This window comes from Ligilactobacillus equi DSM 15833 = JCM 10991, from assembly GCF_001435735.1.
In the GTDB taxonomy this organism is placed as follows: Bacteria; Bacillota; Bacilli; order Lactobacillales; family Lactobacillaceae; genus Ligilactobacillus; species Ligilactobacillus equi.
The window spans coordinates 1-18997 of sequence record NZ_AZFH01000018.1 but is presented as its reverse complement, the minus strand read 5'-3'; the positions used below and the strand labels follow the sequence as shown (position 1 = coordinate 18997).

The following is an 18997-nucleotide window of genomic DNA, read 5'->3' as shown; positions in this document are numbered from 1 at the left end:
AATTTCAGTCCCATCATATATGGAAGTTCAACTTGTGGCATATACTTTCACCTCTTTTCTTAATTACCATTATATCATTATTTATGATAAAATAAAAGTAAATGATAAGTTATGAGGTAATTACTAATGAGTAAAATAAAAGATGCCGTTTACGCCCGTGGTTATATTTATAATTTCCATTTCCACCTAATTTGGGTAACAAAGTATCGTCACCAAACATTTACTACTCCGGTGTTAGTTAGTGAAATGAAAAACATTCTTCAACGAATTGCAGACCTTAATGAAATTACAATTGAGAAAATGGAAATTATGCCCGACCACGTGCATATGTTAATCGGTTTTGCACCCAAGCACTCTGCAACCAATGTTGTTAAAGCCCTAAAAGGTGGTAGTGCAAGGTTATTCTTAGCTAAGCATCCAGAAATACGAAAATCCCAATACTGGGGAGGTAATCTTTGGTCACGTAGTTATTACATGAGTACTTTAGGTAATATGAGTAAAGAAGTCGTAGAAAAGTACATTTCTGAACAACGTACAACAAAAAGCAATGCAGGACGTCCAAAAACAAAAAAATAGCACCTTTCGGTGCTGATACTAACGCATTCCTCCCACGATTAAAATCGTGGAATTCCTGCTTTATTTTTCATTGAAAAGGCAAAATTCAAGGGAGATCAAGTGGCCTTTTTAGGAGCTAATGACTTGTCAGCTGGGGACTACACGTGCTACGGTGGCGGTTTCCCAATCAAAGTTGATGGTGTTGGTACGGTAGGAGCTGTGATTGTTTCCGGGCTCAAAGACTTCGAAGACCATGATTTAGCCTATCAAGCTTTGTTAGGGATGAAGGCATAAACTTAGGGTCGGTCTGCGGATTGACTTTTTATCATTAAGAGTTTTTCTACGTCTAGAGAGTAAGCGAGCTAGAAGACAACATAATGCTAAAATACAAATGGCTTGGATACCTTATTTTTTAGTAGACTTTCCATGTTATCAACCAGAAAGGCATACAGTAGATAAATTTTCTACTTAGGATAATTAAAAACACTATGTTGGCTAATTAATCAACATAGTGTTTTTTGTGTTGTGTTCATCACCATTACATCAAAATACCAGTTAGATTATAAATCGCATTGTAAAGCAACTTGTCGGCGGGAATATCTTCTTGTACCTGGAAGTAGGACTTTTGACTTGCAAGAATGGGGTAAAAGCCTGCCAAGTAAATTAACAACTGGGTGAGAAAGATTTCTCGTTGCATTTGCCGCCCGGTCGGAAACACTTGTTGGCAAAGTTGGCTTAGTAGTGTGAAGAACGACTGACTACTCTCTTGGAAACTAGTGAGGTGTTCAGGGGTGCTTTGCGGTTCAATCAAAGTTTTTTGAAGGGTTAAGAGGCGCAAGAAGGTGGGGTGTCGAAGTAATACTTGTGTTAGTAATTGGCAGAAACGGTTGCGGGTAACGCGATTTTGTTCAGCGGCAAAAATTTGGGCAATTTCTGCTTGTACTTGTTGATATTCCTGTCCTAGGATAGCCAGGAAAATATCTCCTTTAGTGGGGTAGTAGGTGTAAATGGTTGCTCGTGAGAGGGTCGTTGCCTCGGCAATAGTTTTGATACTTATTTTTTCGTAGTTTTGTTTTTTAAATAGTTTGCGACTGGCTTTGAGGATTTCTTCTAGTCGCAAATCAATTTGCTTTTGAGTTCGTGCTCGTTGGAAACGCATAGAATCAACTCCTTCAGCCTAAGTTTAGCTTTTAAAAGTCTAAGTGTCAATTAATAAAATACATAATGTTGACTATTCTGGAACCAGAAAAAATCAGGCTGATCCTGACTTTTAAATATTAGTTATTAGTTTCGATGGTGCGCGAGATAGTAATCAAATCGTCTTGGTTTTCTCCCATTGTGTGGTTAATAATTTCAAAATAAGACACAGCGATCGCATTTTGAGGCATAACTAAGTGAGCATTGTGCCCAGTGGCGATAAAATTATCGGCTATTTCATAGAAACTTTCTAAGAGGAGACCTTGTTGTTGAGCATCTAAACCAGAAAAGGCTTCATCCATGATGATGATTCGCGGTGCTTGGTCGCAGGACATCTTTTCTTGGTCCAACGAGAGCACAATCGTTAATGGTTCCAGAATGGCCCGACTTCTTTGGCCTTCAGAGAAGGTCTTGAGTTTGCGGTCGGTTAAATCTTCCATTTTATCGGAAGCTCCCTTACGCTTGAAGCGAATCTTAAAGTTAAACCACTTTTTATAATCGAACATCCGGTAGAATTCGGTCATCAAAACTTCTTGAGGTTGATCAACGTTTTCGACGATGATTTCCCACAGCTGATGCATCAAACGGTCCACAGCATCACGAACCACCGGGGCATCTGCTTGTTGATCACCAAAGGCCGTGAGGTAAGAAGAACGATACTCTGGGCGCGCTTCAAAGACTGTATAAAAGGAGATATGCTCACTTTGTTCCTTAGCTTTCATGGATTGGCTGATTTGTTTGGTTAATTGACGCGCTTTGTCAACAGTGAAGCGAATTAAATCAAAGACATGAGATGTATAGAGCTGTTCACCGAGTTTTTGAACTTCATTATCCGCCGTGACGGAGTAAGATTCAACCATGCCATTGATTTGGGTTTCTAATTCCGGCAGGGACATAACCTTATCATAACGTTGATAGGTAACGGTCTTAATATTTTGCAATTCATACAAGGTATCTGCAATGTTGCTATTGCTAGATTCAAAACTCTTAAAAGTTAACTCACTTTGTTCCACGTGATATTCAGCACTGGCATTAATTTCGGTGAAGGAAATCGCTAACAGATTAGCCTTATTTTGATTATTATTCTTTAAATCATTTGCTGAAGCTTGGCTGACTGCCTCATCTAAATGAAGGGTTTCAAGTAATTCTTCAAGTTCCAAGAAGTCATCACTGAGCTCAGCTGCGGTTTCTTGAGCAGTCTCTAACCGTAATTCAAGTGCTGTTACGCTATTTGCGATGTCTGTAACTTGTTTTTCCTTAAAGGAAATATCTGCCTGTAATTCTGGAATGCTGTTTTGCAATTCTTCATAACGGGCGATTTTTCTTTGGATATCGGGATCTTGAATTTGTGCTTGAATTTGCGCCACTTCTTCATCCCGTGCAAGCAGTCTTTGCTTCAGCTCATCGAGGCGAGTTTGGCTGGCATCTAAGTTAAGTTCCGTCAACCTTTGTTGTGCTTCCGCTAATTCAGATTTTAAGCGTTTTTGTTCTTCTTTTTGGCGGTCAATTTCTGCGAGTAGAGCCAGATAGTGATTAAATTCTGCTTCAAAGTGATGTAAAGCTGCATTTTCTTGTGGTAAGTCCGGACAAAAATCACCGAGAAGGAGATCTCTTTGATTTTGGAAGGTGGCTAATTGTGTTTGCAGCTGGGCTAACTCGGCTTGGTTAGCTTGGTGGGTGTGGCTAGCTCGCGCTAGGGTGTCTTGCGCTTTTTCGAGCGCTGAGGTCATCGGAAAACTAGCCCGTGAAAGCTGGCTTAACATATCATCGTATTCAGCCACTTCGTTTTCCAGGCGGTCAATTTCTTTTTGACAAGTTGTAAGCTCCGCCTGAACTTGGGCAATATCAGCTTGACGTTTGGCTTGGCGGTTGCTTTCACCAATGTGGGTAATCTGCGCTTGACTAGGGTGCGTAATTTTGACACTACCATAGAGTAAGTTATCCTCAACGTCTAAGGCAATTTCTGTTAGAAAAGCTTGTACTTGCTCATTTGCTCCTTGAAGGTATTGACCTAAATTACGGGAAGCAGGTGATATTGTATTACCAGTAAATTCCAGCCCGGTTTCAACTTGTCGAGCATCAAATAAAGTGTACAACAAATTGGAGTATTTGAGGGCACTTTCAATTTTGAGCTGCAAGGCCGGAGGAACATCGGGTTTAAAGTCCACTAGTTCAAAGAGTTGTTGCCCGGTTTGGAAAACGGCAGTCGTTTCGGGCTTTTCGTGATTTTGTAATTGAGCCAAACGTTCTGTTAAGGCTTGCTTAGTTTGGATTTGGGACCTTAAATCAAGCTGACTTTGTGCCAGTTGTTGACTAAATTGTTGTTGGAAAAGTTCAACTTGGTGTGCAAGTTGCTCATATTCATCGAGTGTGAATTCTGTACTTTCTTCCACTGGTAATTGGCGGGTTTTAAACCAATCGTAGGTTGCACTTTGCAAGTCTGACAGGGCTCGCTTAATCTGGTCCAGATAGTAATCCTCGTCATAGCTGTCCAAAGCCTTTTTCACTTCATCTGCTTTAAAAAGGAGTTTTTGGTTAGCGATATTGAGTTGCTCTAAGTCACTGATTAACTGGTATTGCTTAGCGATGGTTTCTTGTGGATGAGGATAGTTCGCCTTAAATTGGGCGGAAACCAGATTGCTGTCCGTGGCGACCGTTAATTTGGCCAACTTGGCTTGCGTTTGTGATAATTGCATTTGCGTCTGGTCGAACTTCTTTTGAGTCCGATCATAGTCAGCTTGCAAGCGGGTCAAGTCTTGTTGGGCGATGGCCACTTCACTTTGAGCATGTTTTTGTTCTGTTAAGGCACGTTGAAGTTGGTTTTTTAGATTCTTGATGTCAGTCGACATCACGGTATCTAAGGCCGCCTTTTCACCTTGATTCTTACTGAGATCAGCTTTGGTTTGCATGATTTCTGTTTGTAATTGGGTAATCTTGTCGTTTTTCGTTGCTAACTCAGTTTCCAAGCGGTTAGCGCGATCCTGGGCTTGTATAAGGTCGGTGTGAGCATCGCCAAACTTAAGACTAATCCGGGCCAGAGTTGGCTTATTAGATAAGTCAGCCCAGTCTTTGGTTTTGTGAAGATTGTCCAAGATATTTAACAAGCGTTCGCGTTCGTTTCTTTCGCTAATCAACTTCAAAGCACTAGTAATGAAACTTCCCACAATATCAGGAGTTGCGTATTGGCTGAGATCTGGTAAAGAAGTCTTGAGGGCTTCATCCAATTCTGACACACTGTTGGTTAATTTCAAAGGCGGTTTACCCAGATTTAACATATGGTCGATATAATCATCGAAATCCTTGAGGTTAGTGAAACCAAAGAATAGCTTATTAATGGCGGTTTTATAATCCGCAACTCGGTTGTAAATCGCCTTAATGTGCTGGTTGTTTAACTTGCGAAATTCGGTCCAGTTGGTTTTGAAATTCAAGTCTGTCCCGGCAACACCTGGTTTAAGAATACAACCATAACGGCTGACATTGCCCTCTAAAGTTTTACTGTAAGCGAGGACTAGGGTTTGGAGGCCCTGATCATTTTTAAATTCACACCAGGCAAAGGAAGCTTCTCCTGCTTTGGTATAAAAGTCACTATTACGGCCGTTTTTGAGCTGATAGGGACTCATGGTGAAAATAGTGGGAAAGATGGCCTGCATACTGACCGTTTTTCCCGACCCATTTTCACCGGTAAAAACAATTGCTTGGGTGGCAGCATCAAAAACTTCATTGCGGTAGTTGAAGTAATTATAAAACCCAAACTGGTTAACTTTATAATGTGCCATGTACTTCTCCTTGTGATTTTTCCTTGGTAATAAAGCTTGTTAATGAGGTGATTTCATAACCGTGGTCGCGTGGGGTCAACATTCCGTAGTAGGTGAACCAAGTAATAATTTCTTTCACCTTACTCTTCAGGGTAACCTCGGTTTTTAGTCCCGTCGAATTCGCATAGGTCGCTGTAGTTTTGGCTAAATCGAAGAGTTCTAGCGGGCTCCAAAAGCTCTTTTGTGATAGTTGACTTAGCATTTCCACGGCTAAAGTCCCGACGTTTCCTTGGACAGTATTGGGGAAACCACTGCCGGAGTAATCGGCTAAAATAAAGTAATTTTCATAGGCCAATAGGCGCAAACCCGTCTGACTGTCGTAATCGTAAAAGCGTTCGAAACTTTCTTCGAGACTTTTGAGGGTACTACTGTGCATGGTACCTTCATGACGGTAAAAACCATTTAATAGTAATTCTTGACGGGCCTTAACCACCGGACTGTCAGCTGTTAGGACTATTTCTTTTGGAGGAGTTGGATGTTGCACTTTGACATATAAGACGTTTTCTTCACTGGCTTCTTTTTGCATTAAAATTCCGTCTTGGCAAAGTTTGGCGAGTACGTCTTTTAAGTAGGGTTGCAACTGTGCCGAAGCAGAGTTATCTAAACCTTCTTGGGTGAGGACGTATTGTTGTAAGGAAGTGTAAAGAATACTGGCATCATCTGGTAGGGAAGTTAAGCGCGCTAAAACTTCAAAGTAAACCCGGTATAAAAGTGCGGATTTATTACGGGGGCTAGCAATTCCCAAGGGACGTGTGCGCGAGTATTTACGCAGGTGGTAGTTATTATCGAGTTTGAGGCCAAACTTATTTTTGAGATAGATGTCGATTTCCTTAGCATTAAGTTTGATGAGCTCATTAACTTCGCCCCGTAAAAGTAGGGGCATGACTTGACTCCAATCACTGGTCTTCATTAAGTTTCACCTCCAATTGCTGTTTGAATAAGGTTAAAGTTTTAGCTTCAGAGCGAATCACCATGTTTTTGGTTTGATAAGTTTTAATAAGCTGGTAGGCGCCGGTTCGAGCGATTCCGCTTAAAATTTGGCCGTCTTGGTCAAAGTAATAGTGGAAGATGCTTTCGGAAATCAATTTCATCAACCACTCATAGGCATCATTTGGCAGGGTTTCCTTGAGGCCGTGTTCCAAAATGTACTGGCCAAGTTGTTGCTGCCGAACTTTTTCCGCTTCCCGTTGTGCTTGTTGTTGTTTTAGGAGTTCTTTTTCGGTCGCCGATAACTCCATAGAACGCGCCGCCTTGGGTACAGCCTTTTTGCGGGCTTTAGGTTGGAAATCATAGTGGAGACGTTCATCGTTGTCGTCAAATCGCGCGTGCTTGGACATTACCCAGTGGTGAATTACCGGTGTTCCTTCTAATTTGTCAAAACGCAAGGCTAATTCTTCCGGAGTCATATCATCAGTAAACTCATGCGCTAATTGGAGGTACTTTTGGGTATTGGCGACATTACGCGTAATATTACGATTTTGGCGGTTGATATCAATCACCATATCAAACATGAGATTTAACCGCCCCATTAAGCCTGCAAAGAGTCCATTACTACCGGCTTCATCATGGGCAATATCTTCAATTGTGGAAAACATAGTCGCACAAATTTCATCCGCCGTACGGTTAGCGTTTAAAGCCAGGATTTCTTGGGCTAAAGGCTGGTAAAAGCGACTGGCTCCAATGGCCTTTTGACTAGCAGCCAAACGCTTAATAGATGCAATAATCTCAGGAATGGCGTCTTTAACTTGTTCCATAATTTCTTTAATGGTATTGGTTAAACGAATCAAAAGGATATTTAAATCAGCAAAGATTTCCGGATTTTCTGAACTGGTTTGATAAACCCGCAGTTGCATCTGATTGATGTTGGTGGAAAAGTCATTAATCCGATCCTTGAAACGACGGTAAATCCCGTTGTCAAAGCCATAACAGATGTCAAACAACGTGGTTTTCCCTTCAAAAAGCTTTTGCTTGAGCTGACCATTATTGGGATCGTGAGCTAGTTTGGTCAATGTTTCATTTAAGGTATCCGTAGCTTGCATAAACTTGATGGCATCATTAACTTCAATCGATTCTCGAATCTTAGTTTCTAGTTTAGAAATTTGCTCAAAGGCCGTATATAAGGCAACTGATTGGTCGGTCAGCTTGTAAGCTGAAGTTTGCATCGCTTCCTTAATGGAACGGGCCCGGCCTTCAAGATTTGAAGGAATCCGCTCGAGGTTTTTATTGTCATATAACCATTTGATAGCTTTATCGACTTCTTCGTAATCGAGTTCTAAAGTTTCGCTGAGGTTTAAAGGGGTGTATTGAATTAATTGGTGATCATAAAGAAAGCTGACGATTTGTTGGGTAATACCAGGTTTAAAGAGCCAGCGGGCTTGGTCGGTGAATTCTAGGTCTTCATAGAAGTTCATGAATTGCCTCCTCAAAGATTATTTTGCCTTCAGATTGAATCGCAGTTAGCAATGACTGCAAAGCAGGGTGTTGTACTTGTTTAATGTGACGGTCCTTGCTGGGGACGACGGCTTGTTTTTGGTACTTATGGTATGTTTCTAAATCCATATTTTTCAATTTAAGAGCGGGAAAGTCCTGTAAAAGGTTATCAGCGATTTTAAGTCCAGTCTGGTCTAAATCACCAGAATAATAAAGCGTATTGTTCGCTGCTAACAGGCGTGTAATTAACAAGCGACAGGCTAAAGTTGGTTGCCCAGCCGTACAAACAAATTTGCGATCTGGGTAACGTCGTGCCAAAACGGTTGTGACGCCGGAATTTTCATGGAGATAGATGTTTTGGCCTCGTGGTAGATCAACGGTGGTAACATCAGCCAGAGAAATTAAGTCAAAGTTTAGTGGAGAAACGAGAAGGTTCGCCGTACCGACAAAATTAGCTAGTTGATCTTGATAGAGGTTATGGTCATCTAAGCGCGCGTCAGGCCCATATTGCGCTACTAACAGTTTTTCTAAAAAGTTCCTTTCCTTACGTCCATAGTCAAGAGCATGGGGATTACTGAAAATTTTTAAAGCATAAGCTGCCAGTAAGGTTGGCTGGCTAGGGCGAGACCACATTTGTAGGGCACTTCGGTAGAAGTTTGCCTGCTTTTCCCATACTTTAGGGCTGACATCTAAACTTAGGAAAAACTCTTTTTGGGCAGTATCAAGTTGAGTTAGAAAATTAGTAAAAGCTGTTTGCCTCTGTGTGTTAATCTGATCCGCCTGGTCTTTTTGTGAAAGTAATTTCCCATAACGTACTTCTAATTCCGGGAAAATGTCTTCTTTAGCGATACCGAGTTGCTTAAAAATACGCCAGACCTTAACTTGATACGTACCATTCTTTTGGGTTAGTTTGCCCAAAAGACCCAAACGTGAAAGGGCGAGTTCATCTTCAACTTTAACTGTCCAATTTTTAATTTGGCCATGACTGCCCTTTTCTAGGTATAAGTCACGAGTAATTTGCCACCAATCCATCTTAACACCTCCGTACATTTATTATCTATTATAGCATTTTAATATAGCACTTTAACGTAGTCATTGGAGAAACAATATAAATAACAGTAAAAAACCATCGCTTAAAAGTTTTGAGCGATGGTTAGGTAATTTTTATTCAGAAGCTCCTGAAGTGCCATCTAGGATAGTTTGCGCACTGGCGTGACCGGCAATCACCCCGGAACCGATACAAAGGCCATAGCAAAAGCCCGGGATATCGTAGTAAGGTGAGTACATCAAAGAACCATTGTCGGTGCCAACAACGTATAGACCAGGAATCGTTTGGCCGTGCGTATCAAAGGCTTGACAGTTAGCGTCAGTTTTAATACCACCCATGGTTGACCAGGCAGACACTTCATTTTCAATTGCGTAAAATGGACCTTGGGAGACAGAGGTCAGGTACCAAGGGTTAGTAGCAAAATCTTCGTCGACACCCGTTTGACAGAAGCCGTTGTAGCGATTGACGTTTTCCACTAAGTGGGTTAGTCCCGTTTTAGCTTGTAATTCTACTAGGGTGTCGGCCTTAGTAATCCAACCTTCACGTAGACCTTCCTCGAGGTCTTGGTCGAGGCTAGCTAAAGGTCCACGTTGCTTGTAATAGTTACCGATAAACCAGTTCTCGTGGTTAGCTCCTCGCGCGGTCATGTAGGTATAAAGGCCTTGGTCTCGCATGGCATCAACATAGGCTTGGTCAACAATAGCGTAGTAAGGACTATTGCGCAAGGTAGGTTCCTCACCATAAGACATCGGATAGTCACACATGAGACCTTCGTTCATGAAACGTTGGCCGTGGCTATTGACTAAAAGATTACCGTAAACTCCGAATTTGAAAGCTAGGTTTTGGTCGAATTTATCCTGAGTGGCTGGCCGGGAAGCTTTTTGGTTGGTGCCACCGTATTCGCTACCACAGTAACCAAAAGTCTTATCGAGACTGGCACCGATAGCTTGAGCCATTTTAATCCCATCCCCAGTGGCCAGCGATTTACCTCCGGCAGCCGCATTCACGCGACTGGTCCCAAGGTGGGCTTGTAACATTTCTTTGTTACCCAGGTAGCCACCGGCCGCTACAATTACGGCTTGGGCTTGAATGGTAACCTGGGCACCATCATGACTTTGGGCTACAACCCCCGTAACTTTACGCCCGTGGGTTAGTAACTGTATGGCCGTTGTTTGATAAAGAACTTGGACGCCGTATTCTTTATAGGCTGCTTGCCAAAGTTTCACCCGTTGGTCAACTGGAGTCATAATTAGGTGGAAACCACCTTTTGGCCCTGTAAAAGGCGTCTTAAAGCGGAAATCAGCTTCTTCAAAGCGATAACCGATTTCCATGAGGTTTTCTACGGCTTCACTGGAGTGATCTAGGTAATTCTTAATTAACAAGGAATTAGGTGTCCAGTGCGTGTAGGTCATGACATGGTTAAAAACCTCGTTAGCTGTTAAAGTTGTACCTTTTTGGTGCAATACCGGTGTATCAACGGCGAAAGGTCCGGAAACCTTAACTCCGTTGACGGCAGCAAGGGTGGATGCTTTTTCGAGCACAACCACCTGGGCACCATCCTTAGCGGCGGTGAGGGCGGCCATAAAACCAGCACCCCCTGAACCAATCACAACCACATCAGCCTTGAGTTGGCGGTCCTCCGCTGGAGCTTTCGCTACTAGTGGCTGGTTTAAGAGTTCTTGGGCATCACTACCGGCTTGATTAACAACTTCTTCTAAACCTTCAATCACCGCATGGGAAAGTTTCGAAGCTCCAGAAATAGCGTCCACTTGAAGGGATTGGTTGGCAATAATCTCCGGTAACATTCGGTCCTTGAGTTCAGTGATAAAAGCTTCAGTTTCGTTTTCACTGAGAACGTCAATTTTAACAATCTTGTCTCGGGTCAAAGTAACTTCTAGAGTCACATCGGAATGGTGACCGCGCACGGTTACTTGGTATTTTCCATCTTTGTACATTCAAATCACCTCAAAGGATATTATATCACGTATAAAAACGATTACAAAAGATTACTTACAACTATAAATATCATGCAGAACATTGGAATTTATAGCAAAGGAATTACACTGATTTTCCCTAGCAATAACTAAAAAACCGCTCAATTGAGCGGTTTTGTGGAGTCATTAAAATTTATTCTTCAAAAAAGCGAGCACAAAAGGCAGCTAAGACCGCCCCGATTTCTGGTGCAATCAAGTAAACCCAGAAGTGCTTCAACGCGCTCCCTCCGGCAAAGATGGCAGGACCAAAGGAACGTGCGGGATTCAAGGAAGCCCCGGTTAAGTTAATTGCGAAAACAATTAACATGGCTAAGGCTAAACCAATCACTAGGCCGGCTAAATCAGGGTTACCAAAGCGGTCTGAGGTTACCAAGAGAATAATCGTCACGAATAAGAAGGTGGCTAAAATTTCTACAATTAAGGCGGTAAAAGGTGAAATCTTGGTAAAGTCGGTTTGACCTAAAGCGTTGCTAGCCAAGCCCATCGATTTAACAAAGTAAAGCACAAAAGCTGAACCCGCCGTTGCCCCCAAGAATTGGGCAATAATGTAACCTAAGGCGTCTTTGGCATCAATCTTACGGTTGATAAGCATGGCAGTCGTTACGGCAGGGTTAAAGTGTCCCCCAGAAATTGCCCCAAAAGAGTAGGCAGAAATTGTTACAGCTAAACCGAAAGCAAAGGCAATGGTTAAGACATTCCCCTTGGCGATAACAACACTAGCAGTCCCTAACATAATTAAAATTAACGTTCCGAAAAATTCGGCAAGATACTTTTTCATTGACATAAAAAATTCCCCCTTATAAATAATTTTCTTGCACTTTAAGCATAGCGAGCCAAGATTAAGAAAAACTATTAAAAACATAAAAATCCGTGTAAAATTTAGCAATTTTTATTTAAGCTTTAATTAGTAGGTTTTCGGGGCTGACTAGTTTAGTTTGTTTGATAAAAATTTGGCGGGCCAAGAAACCTAAAACAATTGGCATTACAAGGAATAAGATGATTAAAAGTATCATCGCTCCCGCACTTTGGTTAGTTTCATTCCAGGCGGCCAAAGGTCCAATCAAGCCACTGAAACCAAATCCAGCACTCATTGGCGTACCCTTGATGTTGAAGATGGCTCCAATCGCCCCAGCAATAGCGGCATTAACCATTACGGGGATAAATAATTTAGGCTTTTCTAACATGTTGGCCATTTGAATTTTAGGTGTTCCGATGAAGTGGGCTAAAGTTGTCCCAAGGCTATTAACGGATGCCCCCATGATGGCCAAGGTAAAACTACCAGCAACAATCCCTAGGTTAGCGGAGCCCGAGGCAATTCCAGAAAGTGAAATCGCTGTGGCAATTCCCACCGAACTAATGGGTGACACAATTAAAACGGCGAAAACCAAGCCCATTAAGGCTCCCATTAAAATAGGTTGTAAGACTGTGAGGTGCATAATCACTGCCCCAATAAAGGTCGTGACTTGACGAACGTATGGCAAAGTGAGCATTCCTAAGCCACCAGCAATCAAGATAACTAAAACAGGCACTAAGAGCACGGTGTAGTTTTTCAACTTGTCCCCAATGAATTGGGCAACTAAAACCCCAATGACAATCGTAACTGTGATGTTGATAACATCTCCGGTCCCAGAAAGTAAAAAACCTTTGGCAGTGGGCGTTACAACGCCAGCACCTAAAGTAGCAGCTGCTGCCAGCGAACCTGTTTGAATTAGGTTAAATTTGAAGGCCGTCCCGACACAGAAAGCCGCCACGGCAGCTAAGAGACACATAGTAAAGTTAGTCATGGCCGTGATGGTCGTGGCGGTGCTTGTAAAAGCGGGAAAAGCACTGCTGAGGGCCTTCATCAGTTGTCCCAAGAGGGCGGACGGGATTAGGGTAATGACAACCCCGGTGGAGAGCCCGTTTAAAACGTTCATGGTAAATTCTTTAGCTTTCATAGAAATCCTCCTTGATAGTACAAAAAGAGCCTAGGTGTTTTGCACCTAGGCTCGGTTTAATTTCGTTTGGTTAAGCCTAGGTCTTATCAATCCTGACAAGACCTAGAACTTCTAAATCTAAATCCTTGACAGGTGTAAAGTCTGGAAACGAGATTTACACCTGCATGCAAGTATAAACCTCTACTTAAAAAAGAAATAGAAGCCACGATAGTTCTTAAATTGTTGTGATGTCATTTGGTTTTTCATAGCAATTTCCTTCCTTTCGTGCTTGCATGTATTACTTGTTGACCTTAGGATAACGAAGATAAGATTAAAAGTCAAGGATAAAATTAGATTTTTTTCATTTAAAATACACCTTAGTGATTTCACCGCTGTTAAATTCTAATATTTTCTCATCCTCTGTTACTAATTGGAGGCTACCATCATCACTAATCCCGCTAACTTGGCCGTGGAAACTTTCTGTTCCACGTTGCAAGGTTACTTGTCGCCCCAGTAGAAAGGATTTTTGCCGGTATTCTGCGAGCAAGTTGGGAGATTGATATTCACGATAGTGGTCAATAATTTCGGTAAAGAGGGCCACCATTAGTTGATTACGATTATAAAAAGGTTCGTCACTGATAGCTTGGGCGGTTGCTTGGAGACTCTCAGGAAAATCAGCCGGACTAAGGTTAAGTCCCACACCGACAATAAAGTGGGCTAGAGACTGGGTTTCTAGATCCAAGTTGGCCTCAGTTATAATACCAGCTACCTTTTTTTGCCCTAGATAAATGTCGTTAACCCATTTAAGCTTGAAGTCTTTGTCTGGGAAAAATCTTTCTAAAACCCGACTCACTAAAACGGCAATACTGGTAGTTAAGAGTCCAACTTGGGACAAATCTTGACTCGGATTAGGCAAAATCAAAGAAAAGTAGAGTCCAGTTTGGCTAGGTGAATAAAAATCACGTCCGCGACGCCCGTAACCGGCACTCTGTTGGTTAGCAACGAATAAATATGGTTTGTTTACAGTGTGTTGATTAAGATAGTTCTTTGCTTGAATTTGCGTGGAATCCGTCATTTCAAAAACTTTAATTTGTTCAGAATAAGCAAAACCACTATAAAAGTTCAAACTATCCAAGTCAAGGTTAGGGTTCCCCAAGTAACGATAACCCTGATTTTTGCGACTTTCGATTTGGTGACCCGCTTTTTTCAAAGCTTGGATAGCCTTCCAGACCGATTCACGGCTAACCTGGATTTCCTGCGCTAATTTATCACCAGAAAACCAAGTTTCTGGTTGCGCTAGTAATTGGAATAAGACAGCTTGTTTGGTAGTCATATTATTTTACCTCCAGATAACAGGTTTGAGTTTGTGGGCAATCAAACTGGCTAGCAAGGCTTTAATGGTATCGCCGGGGATAAAGATTAGATTGGAAGCTAAAGCCACGCCTAAGTTCAGATGAGATTGGTAAGCAAGCCAGAGACTGCCGCAAATGTCAGCGAAAAGGACGCCCCAAAGCCAGGTCCCAATAAAGGTTAGCCAAAAGCTAGTTTTTTGTCGGGTAAACCAGCCGATAAAAATCGGCACTAGCAACCAACTAAGAATATAACCCCCAGTTGGTCCTACAAGAGTGGCCATCCCGCCATTTCCTCCAGATAAGAAAGGAAAACCTAATGCGACCAATAAGACAAAAGTCACGGTTGCCAAACTTCCATAACGTGGTCCTAGTAAGAGCCCTGCCAACATGATACCCATATTTTGAAAGATAATTGGAACAGGAATAATCCCTAAAGGAATGCCTGGAAGAAGTCCAAGAACAATAATAATGGCGACCAAAAGGGCCGCTAGAATAAGCTTTTTTAAATTATTTCGGCTAGTCATCATATTCCTCCGCATTTTTACTTTTATTATAAGCGTAGTAACCCTCTAAATCAAGATGGGGTTACTATTGATGTGATATAATAAAAAGCGATGAAAGAAGGGGAAAATATGCTCGAAGAAGAAATTTTTAAACGCAAACTTGCTGAACCTGCCAAATTGGAAGCCTATGGTTTTCGAAAGGAAGGCGACAGTTATCACTATCAAGTTGACTTCTTAGCGGGACAGTTTCAAGCCCAAATTACAGTGCAAGGAAACCAGGTTAAGGGTGAAGTTTATGACAATGATAACCATGAACCCTATCTTTTGCTACGAGCGGAAGGTCAGCACGGGGCTTACGTGAGTTCCGTGCGGGCAGCTTATGGTGAAATTTTGGCAGAGGTAGCGACGCAATGTTTTCGTGAAGAACCTTTTTTAACGCCGCAAGCTAACCGCCTTAGTCAACTGGTCGCGAGGACTTTTCACGAAAAAGCAGACTATCCTTTCAAGAAGTTACCTACTTATGGTGTTTTTCGTAATGCTGATAGCAATAAATGGTATGGCTTGGTGATGAACATCGACAAAGCGCTGATCACCAAGGAAAAATCAGATGCGGGTCAGGAAGTCGAAATTCTCAACCTTAAAATCAAAGAAGCTAAACGCCCTAAACTATTGGCCCAAGCTGGGATTTATCCTGCCTACCATATGAATCGGGCTAACTGGGTTAGTATTATGCTTGATGAACGGGTCAGTGATGACGAGATTTTAGAGCTATTAACAGAAAGCCGCGCCTTTACCAACCAAGGCGGTCGCCCCCTTAATCAACCAATTGCTTGGATTGAACCGGCTAATCCTAAGTATTATGACGTTGCCGCAGCTTTTGCGAAAAAGCGAGAAATTTTCTGGAAGCAAAATACCAAAGTCTTGGCTGGCGATACAGTCTATATCTATCTGACCGCACCGGTGAAAGCTTTATGTTATAAGTGCTTGGTTTTAGAAGCGGGGATTGAATCTGAAGAAGTTGCACCCAAAAAGTTAATGCACCTGCAATTGGTCCAAGAATATCCGGCAACTTTTTGTCCTTTTAACAAACTGAAAGAACTAGGTGTCAAAGCCGTTCGTGGGGCACGTAAGACCACTCAGGAGCTTGATGACTACTTAGCACATTATTCCTAATAGCTTAATGCTTTTTGATGTGAAGAAAATTGCAAAACACTTGTCTTTTTGAGAAAATAATGTAAAATTAATTAGAAATATTAATTTAGAAAGAAGATGACCTCTATGCCAATTACGGTCGAAAAAAAGTTAGCCGCAATCGATATCTTACGTAAGGAAAATATTTTTGTGATGGACGACATGCGGGCCATGCGCCAAGATATTCGTCCTTTATCGATGTTAGTAGTTAACTTGATGCCGAAAAAGGCCAATACTGAGGTCCACATTCTCCGGCACCTTGCTAATACACCTCTCCAACTAAAAGTTGACTTCCTTTACATGGCTGATCATGAAGCTAAGAACACAGCCATGACTTATTTGGAAAACTTCTATAAAACTTTTGAAGATGTTAAAGATAGTTTTTATGATGGGATGATTGTTACTGGGGCCCCAGTGGAGACACTTGAATATGAGGACGTTGATTATTGGGAAGAGATTAGTCGTTTGTTTGATTGGTCAAAAACGCACGTCTTCTCAACCATGCACCTTTGTTGGGGGGCCCAAGCTGGACTTTATTATCGTTACGGGATTCAAAAGTATCTTCTCCCTAAAAAACTTTCTGGAATTTACTCTCAAAAAGTTATGCTTCGCGAAAATCCTTTGATGCGTGGATTTGATGATGAATTTAAGGCGCCACATTCACGTTATACTGAGGTTACAGCCTCAGAGGTTTTAGAGAAAAGTCCACTCAATATCCTCGCTGCAGGACCGGAAGTGGGACTTTCTATTTTAGCCAGCGATGATTTACGTCAGGTTTACAATTTTGGGCACCTGGAATACACACGCAACACTTTGGCTGAGGAGTACGAGCGAGATGTTAAGGCTGGCAAAAATCCCGCTTTACCAGTTAATTACTATCCAGATGATAATCCCCAAAATGCTCCTAAGAAGACCTGGAGTTTAGCTGCTTCTGTCTTCTTTAGTAATTGGGTCAACGCCGTCTATCAAGAAACGCCATATGATTTAACGGAATTAAGCAAATAAGTGGGTCTTGTGGCTACGTCATCAATACAATTTTTGGTTTGACGTAACGTTATAAATTATGAGAAAATGGGCTAGATAGATAGTAGTAAAGGAGAAATTTTCATGGGTGAGCAGAAAGAAAAATTTTTAAAAATTAAATACGTAAAATTTGGAGCTGACCAAATTTGGTTATCTCACAAAGCTTATGTTTATAAATACGATTCAAAATATGCTAAAAAAGGGCGTTATGCGTTGGTAAAATCCGTGGATAATACCGTATCTGAAGAACCATCTTGGCAAATTGCGGTTATTACCGACTTGATGCCAAATGCTAAGCGGGCTAATGAACGCCTTTTCTTAGAAAACATCACAGCCATGGATTCTTCACTATTAGGTACCACACCTAATAAACCAAAAACCTTTGCGGAAGTTCCAGAGTTGATGCAAATTAATGCTCACTTCAACAATTTTGTGGCACAAAAGAAGGCTGAAGAAAACAAATAAAGTTCTAAAAATCATCACTATGAGTGGTGATTTTTTTAACGCCAACAGTAAGACAGTGTTAAAAATAGGTTGGAAGCTCACAATATTAACTCTCAAGATGCACCTATAGATCTTATAATTTTACCTAGAGTACACTCAAGGTAGTACAATAAGATATTGAGGAGGGATTTAACATGTCTACATTAACTATTACTCAAATGGCTGAAAAATACAACCTAAAACCTGATACATTACGTTACTATGAGCGTATTGGCTTAATTCCTGCGGTTCCTCGTCAAAAAAATGGTAATCGCTACTATAATGAGGGTTTACAGGGGTGGATTGAAATGCTTGTCTGTCTTCGTCATTCAGATGTTCCGATTGAAAAATTGGTTGACTATGTACAAATGTTAAGCCAAGGCGAGGAGACTTTATCTGCACGTCAACATTTATTGGAAGAACAGTTGGATGAATTATTATTGAAACAAAAAAATTTGCAACGTTCGATTGACCGATTAGAACATAAAATTTCACTTTATAAAAGTGGTGAAATTAAAAATGATAAAAGCTATTTTGAGGAATATAAAATTTCAGAAGACTAAACAAAGCCACTACGTTCGATAATTTTTTGAGCGTGGTGACTTTGTTTACTAGGTTAAAGCATTAAGATTAGCTTTAAAGCTCATAACTTGATAGGAAGCATCGTTGGGATAAAAGACATCTTGACTGATAATTTGGTCAAGTTCTTGGCGACTATCGACTTGTGCGATAATAATACCGGCGTGATCAATCTCCGTGCGCGGTCCAACGAGTAAAAATTTACCTTGATCAAAGTATTGCTTGAACCAAGCGCGGTGAGCAGTTATTTCTTTTTCGGTAATATTAGTTGCGGTTAGTTTAATATCAATAACGAACATTATTCAAAATCTCCCAATTCTTCTAAACTATCGCTAGTTAAATAGGTAGCGTAAGCGTTGGCCTGTTGTTGTAATACTTCATTTGAAATTGAAGAAGCACCAACCGTGATGAAAGGCTTGATAAATTTAGTGCCGATTAAACGACTAGTGGCTTGGAAAGGACGTAAAAGTTCGGTAACATGGTATTTAGCAAAATTGTCACGATCATAGTTATCAGCTCCAGGCGAAACAGCAATGATTAGTTCTTTACCGTGTAAAGCATTTCCTGTTGAGCCATAAGCCCAACCATATTCCAAAACCATGTCTTCCCATTGTTTGAGCAAAGCTGGTGAGCTATACCAGTACATAGGAAATTGTAGAACAATTCGGTCGCTGGCTTCAAGAATAGCCTGTTCAGTTGCAACGTCAATGTTAAAGTCTGGATAAAGCTGATACATATTACGTACTTCAATTTCTTCAGGTAAAGCTTCAGCTAAAGTAGCATTAACTTTAGAGTTAGCTAAATTAGGGTGGAAAAGTAAAACAGTTGTTTTCATGGTTAAATCCTCCAAATAAATTCGTAAGCACACCATAACAAGACGTAAAAAGAAGCGATGGAAGAAATCCAATTGG

The 18997-nt window shown here is 41.3% G+C and carries 18 protein-coding genes; 6 read left to right on the top strand and 12 right to left on the bottom strand.

Annotated features, from left to right (window positions below; genetic code table 11):
- The first annotated feature begins 126 nt into the window (after positions 1 to 126).
- Together tnpA and FC36_RS11565 are read left to right on the top strand one after the other, a co-directional pair.
- Complete coding sequence (tnpA, locus tag FC36_RS02945) at positions 127 to 576, top strand: IS200/IS605 family transposase (RefSeq protein WP_025021146.1); 450 nt, start codon at positions 127 to 129, stop codon at positions 574 to 576.
- A 51-nt stretch (positions 577 to 627) separates the two neighbouring features.
- Entirely contained in the window at positions 628 to 849 is a 222-nt protein-coding gene (locus FC36_RS11565; protein ID WP_081781976.1) for a heme-binding protein, read from the top strand.
- A gap of 244 nt (positions 850 to 1093) precedes the next feature.
- Here the strand turns inward: FC36_RS11565 and FC36_RS02940 are convergent, their stop codons facing one another.
- The 10 genes from FC36_RS02940 to FC36_RS02895 all read right to left on the bottom strand — a co-directional run bounded on the left by FC36_RS02940 (position 1094) and on the right by FC36_RS02895 (position 14831).
- On the bottom strand, positions 1094 to 1714 hold the full coding sequence (locus FC36_RS02940; RefSeq protein WP_025021147.1) for a TetR/AcrR family transcriptional regulator: 621 nt from the start codon (positions 1712 to 1714) through the stop codon (positions 1094 to 1096).
- A 118-nt stretch (positions 1715 to 1832) separates the two neighbouring features.
- Positions 1833 to 5528, bottom strand: a complete 3696-nt coding sequence (locus tag FC36_RS02935) for an SbcC/MukB-like Walker B domain-containing protein (RefSeq protein ID WP_056986702.1) — start codon at positions 5526 to 5528, stop codon at positions 1833 to 1835.
- Positions 5515 to 6477, bottom strand: a complete 963-nt coding sequence (locus FC36_RS02930) for a hypothetical protein (RefSeq protein ID WP_025021152.1) — start codon at positions 6475 to 6477, stop codon at positions 5515 to 5517. The genes FC36_RS02935 and FC36_RS02930 overlap by 14 nt, the downstream gene beginning before the upstream one ends.
- The gene (locus FC36_RS02925) at positions 6464 to 7978 is read right to left on the bottom strand and encodes a hypothetical protein (protein WP_025021153.1); all 1515 of its coding nucleotides are present in this window, start codon (positions 7976 to 7978) and stop codon (positions 6464 to 6466) included. The genes FC36_RS02930 and FC36_RS02925 overlap by 14 nt, the downstream gene beginning before the upstream one ends.
- On the bottom strand, positions 7965 to 9029 hold the full coding sequence (locus tag FC36_RS02920; RefSeq protein WP_025021154.1) for a DUF2399 domain-containing protein: 1065 nt from the start codon (positions 9027 to 9029) through the stop codon (positions 7965 to 7967). Before FC36_RS02920 ends, FC36_RS02925 begins: the two co-directional genes overlap by 14 nt.
- Before the next feature lie 132 nt (positions 9030 to 9161).
- A complete protein-coding gene (locus FC36_RS02915) occupies positions 9162 to 11000 on the bottom strand; it encodes an FAD-binding protein (protein WP_025021155.1) in 1839 nt (612 codons plus the stop codon).
- Positions 11001 to 11172: 172 nt separating this feature from the next.
- Positions 11173 to 11817: an MIP/aquaporin family protein gene (locus tag FC36_RS02910; protein ID WP_025021156.1), complete on the bottom strand. Its 645-nt coding sequence runs from the start codon at positions 11815 to 11817 to the stop codon at positions 11173 to 11175.
- Positions 11818 to 11932: 115 nt separating this feature from the next.
- The gene (locus tag FC36_RS02905) at positions 11933 to 12976 is read right to left on the bottom strand and encodes a PTS sugar transporter subunit IIC (RefSeq protein WP_023858623.1); all 1044 of its coding nucleotides are present in this window, start codon (positions 12974 to 12976) and stop codon (positions 11933 to 11935) included.
- 340 nt (positions 12977 to 13316) lie between these two features.
- Positions 13317 to 14288: a biotin--[acetyl-CoA-carboxylase] ligase gene (locus FC36_RS02900; protein WP_025021157.1), complete on the bottom strand. Its 972-nt coding sequence runs from the start codon at positions 14286 to 14288 to the stop codon at positions 13317 to 13319.
- A 6-nt stretch (positions 14289 to 14294) separates the two neighbouring features.
- Positions 14295 to 14831 (bottom strand): biotin transporter BioY, encoded by a 537-nt coding sequence (locus FC36_RS02895; RefSeq protein WP_025021158.1) that lies wholly within the window; start codon positions 14829 to 14831, stop codon positions 14295 to 14297.
- A 108-nt stretch (positions 14832 to 14939) separates the two neighbouring features.
- Here FC36_RS02895 and FC36_RS02890 point away from each other — a divergent pair, with 108 nt between their 5' ends.
- The 4 genes from FC36_RS02890 (at position 14940) to FC36_RS02875 (ending at position 18070) form a co-directional block, all read left to right on the top strand.
- Complete coding sequence (locus tag FC36_RS02890) at positions 14940 to 15983, top strand: MmcQ/YjbR family DNA-binding protein (protein ID WP_056986701.1); 1044 nt, start codon at positions 14940 to 14942, stop codon at positions 15981 to 15983.
- Positions 15984 to 16088: 105 nt separating this feature from the next.
- Positions 16089 to 17006 (top strand): homoserine O-succinyltransferase, encoded by a 918-nt coding sequence (locus FC36_RS02885; protein WP_056986700.1) that lies wholly within the window; start codon positions 16089 to 16091, stop codon positions 17004 to 17006.
- Between the two features lie 102 nt (positions 17007 to 17108).
- On the top strand, positions 17109 to 17489 hold the full coding sequence (locus tag FC36_RS02880) for a hypothetical protein (RefSeq protein WP_056986699.1): 381 nt from the start codon (positions 17109 to 17111) through the stop codon (positions 17487 to 17489).
- A gap of 173 nt (positions 17490 to 17662) precedes the next feature.
- Positions 17663 to 18070 (top strand): MerR family transcriptional regulator, encoded by a 408-nt coding sequence (locus FC36_RS02875; RefSeq protein WP_025021160.1) that lies wholly within the window; start codon positions 17663 to 17665, stop codon positions 18068 to 18070.
- Between the two features lie 48 nt (positions 18071 to 18118).
- On the opposite strand, the gene FC36_RS02870 is transcribed toward FC36_RS02875, so the two are convergent.
- Positions 18119 to 18385, bottom strand: a complete 267-nt coding sequence (locus FC36_RS02870; RefSeq protein ID WP_025021161.1) for a YciI family protein — start codon at positions 18383 to 18385, stop codon at positions 18119 to 18121.
- Positions 18385 to 18921 carry an NAD(P)H-dependent oxidoreductase gene (locus FC36_RS02865; protein WP_056986703.1) on the bottom strand — a complete coding sequence of 179 codons (537 nt, stop codon included), beginning with the start codon at positions 18919 to 18921 and terminating at the stop codon, positions 18385 to 18387. Before FC36_RS02865 ends, FC36_RS02870 begins: the two co-directional genes overlap by 1 nt.
- Between the last annotated feature and the right edge of the window lie 76 nt (positions 18922 to 18997).

Bases quoted from the DNA above. Each gene is read 5' to 3' on its own strand.
- FC36_RS02905 (WP_023858623.1), bottom strand. From the start codon at position 12,976: ATGAAAGCTAAAGAATTTACCATGAACGTTTTAAACGGGCTCTCCACC.
- FC36_RS02935 (WP_056986702.1), bottom strand. From the start codon at position 5,528: ATGGCACATTATAAAGTTAACCAGTTTGGGTTTTATAATTACTTCAAC.
- FC36_RS02900 (WP_025021157.1), bottom strand. From the start codon at position 14,288: ATGACTACCAAACAAGCTGTCTTATTCCAATTACTAGCGCAACCAGAA.
- FC36_RS02895 (WP_025021158.1), bottom strand. From the start codon at position 14,831: ATGACTAGCCGAAATAATTTAAAAAAGCTTATTCTAGCGGCCCTTTTG.
- FC36_RS02885 (WP_056986700.1), top strand. From the start codon at position 16,089: ATGCCAATTACGGTCGAAAAAAAGTTAGCCGCAATCGATATCTTACGT.
- FC36_RS02890 (WP_056986701.1), top strand. From the start codon at position 14,940: ATGCTCGAAGAAGAAATTTTTAAACGCAAACTTGCTGAACCTGCCAAA.
- tnpA (WP_025021146.1), top strand. From the start codon at position 127: ATGAGTAAAATAAAAGATGCCGTTTACGCCCGTGGTTATATTTATAAT.
- FC36_RS02865 (WP_056986703.1), bottom strand. From the start codon at position 18,921: ATGAAAACAACTGTTTTACTTTTCCACCCTAATTTAGCTAACTCTAAA.
- FC36_RS02880 (WP_056986699.1), top strand. From the start codon at position 17,109: ATGGGTGAGCAGAAAGAAAAATTTTTAAAAATTAAATACGTAAAATTT.
- FC36_RS02930 (WP_025021152.1), bottom strand. From the start codon at position 6,477: ATGAAGACCAGTGATTGGAGTCAAGTCATGCCCCTACTTTTACGGGGC.
- FC36_RS02870 (WP_025021161.1), bottom strand. From the start codon at position 18,385: ATGTTCGTTATTGATATTAAACTAACCGCAACTAATATTACCGAAAAA.
- FC36_RS02925 (WP_025021153.1), bottom strand. From the start codon at position 7,978: ATGAACTTCTATGAAGACCTAGAATTCACCGACCAAGCCCGCTGGCTC.
- FC36_RS02915 (WP_025021155.1), bottom strand. From the start codon at position 11,000: ATGTACAAAGATGGAAAATACCAAGTAACCGTGCGCGGTCACCATTCC.
- FC36_RS02875 (WP_025021160.1), top strand. From the start codon at position 17,663: ATGTCTACATTAACTATTACTCAAATGGCTGAAAAATACAACCTAAAA.
- FC36_RS02910 (WP_025021156.1), bottom strand. From the start codon at position 11,817: ATGAAAAAGTATCTTGCCGAATTTTTCGGAACGTTAATTTTAATTATG.
- FC36_RS02940 (WP_025021147.1), bottom strand. From the start codon at position 1,714: ATGCGTTTCCAACGAGCACGAACTCAAAAGCAAATTGATTTGCGACTA.
- FC36_RS02920 (WP_025021154.1), bottom strand. From the start codon at position 9,029: ATGGATTGGTGGCAAATTACTCGTGACTTATACCTAGAAAAGGGCAGT.